This window comes from Paenibacillus sp. S28, assembly GCF_016624415.1.
Classification (GTDB): Bacteria; Bacillota; Bacilli; order Paenibacillales; family Paenibacillaceae; genus Paenibacillus_AQ; species Paenibacillus_AQ favisporus.
Genome location: NZ_JACVTM010000001.1, coordinates 194,071 through 205,432 on the forward strand (window position 1 = coordinate 194,071; position 11,362 = coordinate 205,432).

General features: G+C 51.8%; 9 protein-coding genes. 8 read left to right on the plus strand and 1 reads right to left on the minus strand.

From position 1 onward, the window contains the following. The first annotated feature begins 25 nt into the window (after positions 1–25). The gene (locus tag IAE55_RS00875; RefSeq protein WP_200630660.1) at positions 26–430 is read left to right on the plus strand and encodes a hypothetical protein; all 405 of its coding nucleotides are present in this window, start codon (positions 26–28) and stop codon (positions 428–430) included. 73 nt (positions 431–503) lie between these two features. On the opposite strand, the gene IAE55_RS00880 is transcribed toward IAE55_RS00875, so the two are convergent. Next, a complete protein-coding gene (locus IAE55_RS00880) occupies positions 504–881 on the minus strand; it encodes a winged helix-turn-helix transcriptional regulator (RefSeq protein ID WP_234489216.1) in 378 nt (125 codons plus the stop codon). Positions 882–1,009: 128 nt separating this feature from the next. Between IAE55_RS00880 and IAE55_RS00885 the strand changes: the two genes are divergently transcribed. From IAE55_RS00885 to IAE55_RS00915, 7 genes are all read left to right on the plus strand, one after another. After that, positions 1,010–2,437, plus strand: a complete 1,428-nt coding sequence (locus IAE55_RS00885) for an MFS transporter (RefSeq protein ID WP_200630661.1) — start codon at positions 1,010–1,012, stop codon at positions 2,435–2,437. A gap of 488 nt (positions 2,438–2,925) precedes the next feature. Continuing rightward, positions 2,926–3,912, plus strand: a complete 987-nt coding sequence (locus IAE55_RS00890) for an iron-hydroxamate ABC transporter substrate-binding protein (RefSeq protein WP_200630662.1) — start codon at positions 2,926–2,928, stop codon at positions 3,910–3,912. 230 nt (positions 3,913–4,142) lie between these two features. Then, a complete protein-coding gene (locus IAE55_RS00895) occupies positions 4,143–5,108 on the plus strand; it encodes an ABC transporter permease (RefSeq protein WP_116230882.1) in 966 nt (321 codons plus the stop codon). Positions 5,109–5,191: 83 nt separating this feature from the next. Further along, positions 5,192–6,016, plus strand: coding sequence for a carbohydrate ABC transporter permease (locus IAE55_RS00900; protein ID WP_234489283.1), 825 nt, complete (start codon positions 5,192–5,194; stop codon positions 6,014–6,016). 84 nt (positions 6,017–6,100) lie between these two features. After that, entirely contained in the window at positions 6,101–7,807 is a 1,707-nt protein-coding gene (locus IAE55_RS00905; protein ID WP_145157062.1) for an extracellular solute-binding protein, read from the plus strand. Between the two features lie 91 nt (positions 7,808–7,898). Further along, entirely contained in the window at positions 7,899–9,803 is a 1,905-nt protein-coding gene (locus tag IAE55_RS00910; RefSeq protein ID WP_234489217.1) for a cache domain-containing sensor histidine kinase, read from the plus strand. Then, on the plus strand, positions 9,781–11,340 hold the full coding sequence (locus tag IAE55_RS00915; protein WP_200630663.1) for a response regulator transcription factor: 1,560 nt from the start codon (positions 9,781–9,783) through the stop codon (positions 11,338–11,340). The genes IAE55_RS00910 and IAE55_RS00915 overlap by 23 nt, the downstream gene beginning before the upstream one ends. Positions 11,341–11,362 lie beyond the last annotated feature (22 nt).

Genomic DNA, 11,362 nt, shown 5'->3' on the forward strand with positions numbered 1-11,362 from the left:
AATTCCGCAGTGGCGGCACAGCGGAATGTCAATGGAACAACAGTGGAATATGGAGCCCGCCAAATGCATGGCGTTGACCGTTCAGTTGATGCAGGGTCGGATCTGCCCTGTGACCGGCGGTGATGAAGAAGCAGACGACTTTTACCAAGAGTTGGGGCGATTTGCCCAAGACCCTGTCATTCACGAGCTGCTTGAGAGTGGAAGCTTTGAATTGGTTGACGTGGGGGATGCCGATATATTTGCTTACAAACGAAGCATGGATCAGCATCGGCTGCTGATCGTAGCGAATATGAACAAGGAGGAGGCGGCATTCCGGGGTGATGGAATAACAGGCGGACAGAAAATGGTATCCGTCTATCCGGACACCGTTCCATCCGAAGCGATGCGGCTGCGGCCGTATGAGGCGTTTGCGGTATTGATCAACGGATGAAGGAGGGGAATAATCCCTCCTTTTTTGTGCACTGCTGGAGTGTTTTCGTATAAGGGGGTATCTTAATCGGTGCTTAGTTGGAGTTGGATTGTTTAAGGTGACCGCCCATCGCTTTTTTATAAGAACTGCCCCATTCCCTAATCTGCAGAATGACCGGTTTGATCGTCTGGCCGAACTCGGTCAGCGAATATTCCACCCTCGGGGGGACCTCAGGATAAACCACTCTTTGGACGATTCCGCAGTCCTCCAGCTCCCTAAGCTGAAGTGTGAGCATGCGCTGCGTAATACCTGGAATGATCTGACGCAGCTCGTTAAAGCGTTTGGTGCCGTCCAGAAGGGTGTACAGGATCATCCCCTTCCACTTGCCCCCAATGATATTCAAGGCGACTTCGACGGAGCAGCCCTGGAGATATTCGGCGCGGAGTACGCCATATTCCGGATTTTTCTTCAACCCGATCCCTCCCCATGAGTTACAAGAAGTATACTGTACCACAAAAATGTGCGTACTTACTCCTCTCCATTTTAGCACATATAATCAGATCAGCAGCTGCATACATGGACTAAAGGAGAGAAAAGGATATGGAAAATCAAACTTTAACAGGCCGACAAGCCTCACCTTCTGTAGCGGGATACCGCTGGTGGTCTTTGACCGTCATCCTGCTTGCGACCTTTATGGCAATACTTGACGTATTTGTTGTGAATGTTTCGATACCCGATATTAAAAAAGGCCTTTCGTCAACCGACGGGCAGGTAGAATGGGTGGTGACTTCCTATACGATCGCTTATTCCGTTTTATTGGTGACCGGCGGGCGGTTGGGCGATTATTGGGGGAGAAAACGGATGTTTCTCTGGGGAATGTCAGGTTTCACCGTTGCATCCGCTCTTTGCGGCATGGCCCCAAGTGCTGAGCTGCTGATTGCCGCGCGGGTACTCCAGGGCATGTCGGCAGCCATGATGATTCCGCAGGTTCTATCGACCATTCAGGTGCATTTCACCGGAAGAGAACGGGGGATTGAGCTGGGCATATACGGCGGGGTGATCGGTTTGGCATCCGTTGCCGGGCAAGTGATAGGCGGTTTTGTGCTGGAATGGAACATCGCAGGATTGGGATGGCGGAACGTATTTTTTATTAATATTCCATTCGGAATCATCTCAATCGTCGGATCCATGATCGTACTAAAAGAATCACGCTCGGATTCGCCCGTCGTCAAATTGGACATCATCGGTCTTTCGTCCATCACAGCGGGGCTGCTGCTCCTGATATACCCGCTGATCAGCGGAAGAGAGTCGGGATGGCCCTGGTGGACCTATGCATCCTTGGCATTGGCGGCACTTGTCATCTCGCTCGGTCTGAACTATGAACGCCATGTGAAGCAGAAAGGAAGAGAACCTTTCATTCAGCTGTCTCTTTTTCAATACCCCGCTTTTACAAGAGGTCTGCTGGTGACATTAGCCTATTATTCCGGCAACGCCGGCTTATACTTTGTTCTCGTCCTGTTTCTTCAGCAGGGACTGGGACTATCGCCGCTGGCGTCAGGCTTAACTTTTCTGCCGCTCGGAATCGGGTTTGCCGTATCATCCATGCTTGCCCAAAAGCTGGTCAAGGCTTTTTCCGAAAAAGTCGTATATTGGGGCGCGATCCTGATGCTGGTCAGCGATTTTGCGCTGATCGGTCTATTATATGAATCGGGAGAACATTTAAGCAAAACGCTGCTGTATCTGCTTATGCTCCTTGTGGGAGCGGGCCAGGGAGTCATTGCTCCCCCGCTGCTTCAGACGATACTTTTCAGAATCCGCCAGCAAGATTCAGGCGCTGCCTCGGGGATCCTGACAACGATGACCCAAATCTCTCAGGCATTAGGGATAGCGATATTAGGCGGTGTGTTTTATACTCTGGCGGATCACCACGGGTACGTTACTGCGTTCAGAGACGCGCTGTGGGTCCTACTTGCCTTAGGCACGGCTGTGCTGATTGGTTTAATGAATTTGATTCGCCTCCATAAATGAGAGCTGGGATTGACATTAAGTAGCTCCTAGGAAGGGCGGCATTTGGAACTTCATCGGAGGGACATGCAGAATTCTAGACCTCAGAGATAAGCCTTCCGATGAAGACGATATACAACAGGCATAAGATCAGCATCATATTTAGCAGTATGGTGCCCAATGAGAGAATGAGGATAAACGCAGTCCAGCAGATAAGGGCAACGCCTAATGATATGGCACCGCTTCTTCTCATATTTCTCGCTCCTGTGGGTTATTTAATACCAAGTATACCCAAAGACGGGTCACTGTCACGAAAAAAACACTTGATAATGAGATTCATTATCACTTATGATACTTAAAGAGATATCTTTCACGTAAAACCGGATGGATCATGGATGTACATATAGGTTTTCGTAAAAATAATAAGACTCTAGCCTAGATAGAATGAACTAAAGTTTTGCATTTCTTTAGTTCATTCTATATAGATGAACCAGTGGAGGGGACATACAATCATGAAATTCAAACTTAAAGGATCACTGTTGCTCGTGCTGCTGATGAGCTTTACTGTATTGGCCAGCGCCTGCGGCGATAAAGCCGGCAATTCGAATACAACGGATTCGGGGGCAGCGGCAGGAGGTAACAGCACTGCGGATACCAAGCAGGAACGCGTGCTGACGGACGCGCTTGGTCATGAAGTGAAAGTGCCTGCGAATCCGCAGCGGATCATCGCTTCCTATTTGGAGGACCACCTGCTGACGCTTGGCGTCAAACCGGTTGCCCAGTGGTCGACTGGCAAGGGTTCCGTGCAGTATTACCTGCAGGATCAGCTGAACGGCATTCCGGAAATTTCTTACGACCTGCCCTATGAAGCCGTCATGAGCTTTACGCCGGATCTGATCATCCTGAGCAGTGCGGACATGGCGACGGACGACAAGTACGAGCAGTACTCCAAGATCGCTCCGACCTACGTCGTAGGTAAAGAGAAGAGCAACAATTGGCGCGAAGAACTGAAGGCGGTCGGCGAAGTTCTCGGTAAGAGCAAGGAAGCAGAGGAAGCCGTTCAAACTTATGATAAGAAAGCGGCGGACGCCAAGGAGCAGCTTCAGAAGGCCATCGGCACGCATACGGCCGCGGCACTTTGGGTGACGGGCAAAGACATCTACGTCTCAAGCGACCATCTGTCCAGTGGCTCGGTGCTGTATGATGACTTGGGACTCGCGAAGCCTAAGCTGGTAGAAGAACTGTCCAAAACCGGCACGGTGAGCTGGAACCAGGTTTCGATGGAAAAATTCGCGCAAATGGACGCCGATTATCTGTTTATCGTCAACAGCCGCGGCGTATCGAAGGATGAGCTGCTGAAGGATCCGGTATGGGCCAACATCCCGGCCGTCAAGGAAGGCCATGTGTATGAGTTTGACGATCATTCCAGCTGGCTGTACTCGGGAACGATCGCCAATACGCAAATCATCGATGACGTGTTGTCCAACGTCGTCAAATAAATCAATGAAAACTTGTAACGCTCCACATTAGAAACTAAGGTTTAGAAGCCTCGGTTCCGGCACCTTCTGTCGGATTCGGGGCTTTTTTCTGTCTTCACCACCGGATACCACCTGAAATTTAGAAACCTTAACTAAAATTTGAAGACTATTTTTCATAGGAACCGCCGCCTATAATTAGTACCTGAAAGGGCTTACATAAGAGATTTCAGAAACGGGGTGCTTTCCAGAACATGAACGCAAGGGCCGGTATCGAAGCCGAGTGGGAACCTGCCGCCGGGAAGGCGAAAGAGAGGAAGCTGTGGCGGAAAATTGTGGGCCAGCGCTATCTGCAGATTATGGCTCTGCTGGGCGTCGCCTGGATGATTGTTTTCAATTATATCCCGATGTACGGGGTCATCATTGCTTTTAAAGAGTTCGACATTATTCACTCGATCTCTTCGGCTCCGTGGGTCGGATTGGATCATTTTAAGGAATTTCTGGAGGACGACAGTCTCGGATATGTGATCAAAAATACGCTCGGGATGAGCCTCCTGAAGCTGGTGATCGGGTTTCCGCTGCCCATCCTGTTCGCACTCCTGCTGAACGAAATCCGTTCGATCGTGTTCAAAAAGTGGATTCAGACGATTTCCTACCTGCCTCACTTTTTGTCCTGGGTCATTCTGGGCGGCATCCTCGCCACCTGGCTGGCGGATGTGGGCATCGTCAACAAGGTGCTGATGGCGCTTCACCTGATCGATCAGCCGATTACATACTTGGCCGAGCCCAAATACTTCTGGTCCATCGTCGTCACTTCAGACATCTGGAAGGAGATCGGCTGGTCGGCGATCATTTACCTGGCGGCGATTTCGAGCGTATCTCCGGAGCTGTATGAGGCGGCTACGATCGATGGGGCGGGCCGGATGCAAAAAATGTGGAACATTACGCTTCCTTCGATCAAAGGCACGATTTCCATTTTGTTCATTCTGGCCGTCAGCGGCATCCTGAACTCCAACTTCGACCAGATTCTCGTGCTGCGCAACTCGCTGAACGAAACGTCAAGCAACGTCATAGACGTCTACGTATACAACGTTGGTCTGGCAGAGAGCCGGTACTCCTACGCGGCCGCGGTTGGACTGATCAAAAACGTGATCGCTCTCGCGCTGCTGCTTGGAGCCAACAGCATTACGAAACGGCTTAACAATACTTCCTTATTCTGATGGGACGGCGGTGACTCTTCGTGTATTCATTCAAACGCCAGAGCGCTTCGAGCGCGATCTTTGAAATATTCAACTCCGTGCTGATGCTGATCGTCTGCTTCGTCACGCTGTATCCGATCTGGTACGTCATCGTGAACGCATTTAATGACGGGGCGGACGCGATGCGGGGCGGCATTTACTGGTGGCCGCGGCAGTTCAGCCTGGACAGCTTCCAAGCCGTATTCCGCAGCGAGGGCATCATGACCGCCATGGGGGTCACGGTGGCCAAGACGCTGATCGGTACCCCGGTTCACGTGTTTTTTACCGCGATGGTGGCGTATGCCTTTTCCAGAAGGGAGCTTGTGGGACGCAAGCTGTATATGTTCATCGGCACGGTGACGATGTTCTTCGGCGGGGGCCTCATTCCGTATTACCTGCTGATCCGGGATTTGCATCTGCTGGACAATTTTCTGGTATATATCATACCTGCTGCATTCAGCTTCTTCGACCTGATCATTTTCCTGTCGTTTTTCCGGGAGATTCCCCCGGGATTGGAAGAAGCGGCGAAGATCGACGGGGCGAACGATTTTAAAATTTTCTACAAAGTCATCATTCCGGTATCCATGCCGGTGGTGGCGACAATCGCGCTCTTTCACGGGGTGTACCAATGGAACGATTACTTTACTGGGATGATCTTCATTAATGATACGAACCTGCAGCCGATCCAGACGTATTTGTACCGCGTCGTTGCGCAGTCAAGCTCCAACCAGATGCTGGCATCCATGCCAAGCGGCATGGCGGTGTCGGTGACGAGCCAATCGCTGAAGCTGGCTACCATGGTCGTTACCACCGCGCCGATCGTCTTCGTGTACCCGTTCCTGCAAAAGTATTTTGTAAAAGGCTTCATGATCGGATCGATCAAGGAGTAACCGGGAATCCGGGTTTATTCATGGTTATCAGTCCCGCCTGGCGGGAGTGTTAATAGATTAACGAAAGAAAAGGGGTTAGAATCCATGAGCAAATCGCGCAGACTCATGACTTCCATGATCGCTCTGACCGTCGTGTTCACGATGGCGCTGTCCCTTGCGGGCTGCTCCGGCGGCAAGAGCGAGACAAACGGCGGCAGCACTGCCGCGACAAGCGGAAGCACGGATGCGAAGAACACGTCGTCCACGGGCGGCGGGGAAGCCAAACCGAATCCGGATGAGCCGGGCTGGAAGTCGGACAACGCACCAATCACGTTTGATTGGTACATGAACTTTTCGTGGTTCAATAAAAAATGGGGCGGCGACGCGACTGCCGAATATGTCACCAAGAAGACGGGCGTCAGCATCAACTTTATCGTTCCGGCGGGTAATGAGAACGAGAAGCTGAACACCATGATCGCCTCCGGCAAGCTGCCGGATTTCATCACGCTTGGCTGGAGCGAGGAAGCCGTCAAGAAGATGATCGAGGGCAAGCTCGTGCTTCCGCTGAACGAGTTGGCCGATCAATACGATCCTTACTTCTTCAAAGTAGCCGACCCTGCTAAACTGGGATGGTACACGCAGCCGGACGGCAACATCTACGGTTATCCGAACGCATCGTCCTCTCCTGAAGATTACAAAAAGTACGGCTCGAACTTCACGTCAAACCAAACGTTCGAGGTTCGCAAGGACATGTATGAAGCCATCGGCAGCCCGGATATGAGCACGCCGGAAGGGTTCCTGAATGCGCTCAAGCTGGCGAAGGAGAAATTCCCGGAAGTGAACGGCCAGCCGCTCATTCCGCTCGGACTGCATGAATTCAGCGAGACCGGCAACTATTCGCTCGAAGGCTATCTCCAGAACTTCCTGGCGATCCCGCAGCAGAAGGACGGCAAACTGTACGACCGACGCCTGGATCCCGAATACATCTCTTGGCTGAAGACTTTCCGCAAAGCCAACGAAATGGGACTGCTCTCGAAGGACATCTTCATCGACAAGCGTCCGCAAATGGAAGAAAAAATCGCGCAGGGCCGCTACTTCGCGATGCTGTACCAGCGCTCCGACTTTGATGCGCAGAACATGTCGCTGTACCAGAAGGACCCGAATTCTGCGTACATCGCGATCAACGGTCCGGCCAACTCCAAGAAGGACGCGCCGACCCTTTCCGGTCCTGGCATCTCCGGCTGGACGCTGACCCTGATCTCCAAGGACGTGAAGGATAAGAAGCGGGCGATCGAGTTCCTGACCTACCTGATCAGCGAGGAAGGCAACAAGGACATGTTCCTTGGCGAAAAAGGCGTCACTTACGACAATATCGACGGCAAAGACCAGTTCCTGCCGGATGTCGTGAAGCTGCTGAACACGGACCGCACCGCGTTTGACCAGAAATACGGTGCTTCCTACACCTACTGGATGCTGATGGATACGAACATGAACCTGCAGTGGGCACCGCCGGGCGTCGATCCGCAGAAACAGATGGCGGACTGGACGAAGGGCAAATCGATCAGCATGTCCGAATTCGACAATCTGGATCCGCCGAGCACTTCCGAAGAGGGGGTTGCCGGCAGCAAAAACGCACGGAATTGGGGCAAACTGCTGCCGAAACTGCTGCTGGCCAAATCGGATGCCGACTTCGACAACATGTGGAACAGCTACATCGAAGACCGCAACAAGAACAAACAGGACAAAATTGACGCATACCGTCAAAAGGCATACGAAGAAAACGTCAAAAAACTGGAAGCGCTCAACAAATAAGCGCCTTCTGACACAAGCCTGGAATCCGCGATTTTTTGCTCGCGGATTTTCAGGCTTATTACCATAATTGGGCTGGGTGGTGCTTGCGACAATGATCGAACTTGCCCGGAATCGAATGGCTAGGCTGTCGACCGCCATCGGCCGGATGCCGATTCAATTGAAGCTGATCCTATCGTTTATCTGTATTATTTTGATTCCGATCACCCTGGTTTCCTGGTATTTATTCAACGGGGTATACCTGAATACGATCAAAGATTTGACCAAGAAAAACCAATATATTCTGGAGATCGAGAAAACGAACGTGGCCAACAACATGCAGGTGATGGAACGGACGGCCCAGCTGGCCATCTCCAACAGCGAGATCAATGAGTATCTGCAGAGCCGGGAGGAGCTGGATACGGCCGATTTGATCGATTTTAAGATGAAGACGTTCTCCAGCTTTCAGTACTATCTGTTTAACAATCCGAACATCGCCAACATCCGGCTGTATTCGGAAAACCCGAACGTGAGAGAGTTTTGGCCGGTTATTTTCAAAGAATCCCGAATCAAGAACAAGCCTTGGTACCAGACGGTTCTTCGGCGCAACGGACTGGTCTGGTGGGAGATCAGCGCGACGAATAAGGACGTGATCAAGAACAGCACGGTGGCCAGCGACCAGGTCGGCGATTTTGTCACGCTGCTGCGCGAGATCAAATATCCGAACGATAAGCATAACGGCATCCTGGAGGTGACGATGGAGCTGAACAACTTTTTTATGAAAACCTTCAGCAGCGTACAGGATACAAGCTCGCAAATGATCGTGGTGAACCGGGACGGCAAGGCGTTTACCAACCCGTCTCTGAGCCTGATGCAAACGCTCCCCGTCGAAACGATCATGGCCGAGTTCGCCAAGCACGGCAAGAAGACCGACCACGAGTTTACCTTTACCTATAACGGGACGCCATATTTGTGCATTCCGAGCGATATGGAGCCGCTGGACAGCTATCTGTTCAACGTCGTTTCGCTAAAAAGCGCTTTGTCGGACGTCAGCAAACGGCGAAATACGATTATCATTGCCACGATTATTCTGATCGCTCTGCTGTCGGCCACGTCCTATATCCTGCATTCCTTGATTTTGAAAAAGCTGAACATTTTGCGCGATTCGATGAAAAAAGTACGCAAAGGCGACTTTAATTTCGAAATTGACATCACGAGCATGGATGAGATCGGAGAATTAGCGCATCATTTCCGTCAGATGCTCAAACGGATGAATGAGCTGATCGTCGAGGCGGTGAACCGCCAGGCGGCAACCAAGGAAGCGGAGCTGAAGTCGCTCAAAAACCAGATCGACTCCCATTTTCTGTACAATACTCTCGAAAACTTAAAGATGCTTGCCGAAATTGAGGGCCAATACACGATATCTGATGCGCTTACCTCACTCGGACGTATGATGCGCTACAACCTGCAGTGGACCAGCAACCATGTGCGGCTGAGGGATGAACTGGAGCATATCCAAAACTACATCGCCATCATGAACATACGCTACGACAACAATCTGGTGCTGAACATCAACGTTCCTCCGGTCCATATGGAACAGGAAGTGCTGAAGATGTCGCTCCAGCCCATCGTCGAAAACGCCGTTAAGCATGGGATGGGTTCCCGTTCCGAGGGCGAAAAGCTGGAAATCGCTATACATGCTTATGTATCTGGGGACAGCATCATTATCGAGGTTTGTGACAATGGCGACGGGATTCCCGAATCCAAACTGAAGAAGATCAACCTGATGATCCGGCTGGAAGACGCGGATTATCAGCAAATGCGGAAGGAGCTGAACGACGGGGAAAGCAGCGGCATCGGATTGCGAAATGTCGATCAGCGTATCGTCATGTTTTACGGGAAGTCGCACGGAATCCGGGTGGAGAGCGCCGAAGGAAGTTTTACGCGAGTCACGATGACGCTGCCTTATCTAATTCTAGCGGGAGGTGTGCCTGCCCATGTGCAATCTGCTAATCGTTGATGATGAGAAAAATATCCGGGATGGCCTGAAAGCGATGATTCGCCGCGAGTTCGGCGACGACTACGCACTGTACTTTGCCGCGAATGGGGAGCAGGCGCTTCAAGTCATGGACGAGACGGAAATGGACTTGGTCATTACCGACATCCGCATGCCGGTGATGGACGGAATCGAGCTCATTAACCGTATACAGGATCAGGAGGCGCGGCCGGATCTGGTTATTCTAAGCGGTCATGACGACTTCCAGTATGCCAAAGCGGCGATCCGCTGCAATGTGAAGGAATACTTGCTGAAGCCGATCGTTCGTGACGAGCTGTTCCGGACGCTGCGGCGCCTTGACGAAGAGCGCATCCGCAAGGGGGAAATCGCCGATCAGCTGCGCGGAACGAAGGCGCTGAAGGAAAATTATGCGGTGAGCCGGCTGCAGTATTTGTTTTTACAGGAAGGCATGGACGAGCGCGCCATTCGGGATGTGGTTCTTCAGGCGGGACTGGATTGGCTGGATGCGGGCGGATACGCCGCGCTGGTCCTCGTTCCGGAACGCTACCGGGAAGCCGGCTGGGACGAATTCACCGCTTATGTTGACCAGATGATCGGCTGGCTGCCGGGTGAACGTTATATCCGTTTTTACGACAAAGACGGCAAACTCGTGATGTTTACTGACACCGCTGCTCCGTTCAACCGGCTGGGAGAGGAAATCATCCGCCAGTCGTCCAGCGCCATCCGGGCCGGCATCAGCGAACGGATGGCGGGAGCAGGGGAGGTGAAGAAAGCTTACCAGCAGGCCGGCCGGGCGTTGAAGTACTTTTTGTTCCAAAACATGCCGGGACTCATTCGGAGCACTGAACTGTCCGGCAAACGGACGGATTACCGCATCCCGCTGGAAGACATCCGGAAGACGGCCAATCTGCTCGGATTGGATCGGGATGCCGAGCTGAGCCGGCTGCTGCAGCATATTTTCGATATCCGGACGATTCTTCAATATGATATCGGGTATCTGGAAGGGATCAGCCATGCTTTTAACGAGCATGTATTCGACCAGGTGTTTCAAACCTATGGCGAGGAATCCGTCGACATTTTAAAACTCCACAAGCAGGTGGGGAATCTGTACAACTTCAACCATTTTCATGATTATTTCCATAGTTTGGAGAGCCTGCTCTTCCTGCTGAGCGATTATGTGAAACGGATGCGGTCGATGCATTTTGACCAGAGCGAGATTCAGCGGGCCATCGTCTATATCGAGGAGCATTTTCATGAAAACTTGAATATGGCTGTCGTGTCCAATCATGTCTCATTGAATTATTCGTATTTCAGCCAAGCTTTCAAGGAGTATACGGGGGAGACGTTCGTGAGCTACTTGCGGAAGCTGCGGATCCGTAAGGCCAAGGAGCTGCTCGGCAGCACGGACCTGAAAGTGTACGAAATCAGCGAGCGGGCCGGGTTCGAGAACGTGAAGCACTTTACCAAGGTCTTCAAGGAAATGGAGGGGGTTGCGCCGCTCGAATACCGCTCGCAGCAGGAGGCGCTCAGGCGGAGGTGAACAAAAATTGCCGGGACGATGG

Coding starts and splice junctions, on each gene's coding strand:
- IAE55_RS00875 (WP_200630660.1), top strand. CDS start 26: ATGTCAATGGAACAACAGTGGAATATGGAGCCCGCCAAATGCATGGCG.
- IAE55_RS00885 (WP_200630661.1), top strand. CDS start 1,010: ATGGAAAATCAAACTTTAACAGGCCGACAAGCCTCACCTTCTGTAGCG.
- IAE55_RS00890 (WP_200630662.1), top strand. CDS start 2,926: ATGAAATTCAAACTTAAAGGATCACTGTTGCTCGTGCTGCTGATGAGC.
- IAE55_RS00895 (WP_116230882.1), top strand. CDS start 4,143: ATGAACGCAAGGGCCGGTATCGAAGCCGAGTGGGAACCTGCCGCCGGG.
- IAE55_RS00900 (WP_234489283.1), top strand. CDS start 5,192: ATGCTGATCGTCTGCTTCGTCACGCTGTATCCGATCTGGTACGTCATC.
- IAE55_RS00905 (WP_145157062.1), top strand. CDS start 6,101: ATGAGCAAATCGCGCAGACTCATGACTTCCATGATCGCTCTGACCGTC.
- IAE55_RS00910 (WP_234489217.1), top strand. CDS start 7,899: ATGATCGAACTTGCCCGGAATCGAATGGCTAGGCTGTCGACCGCCATC.
- IAE55_RS00915 (WP_200630663.1), top strand. CDS start 9,781: ATGTGCAATCTGCTAATCGTTGATGATGAGAAAAATATCCGGGATGGC.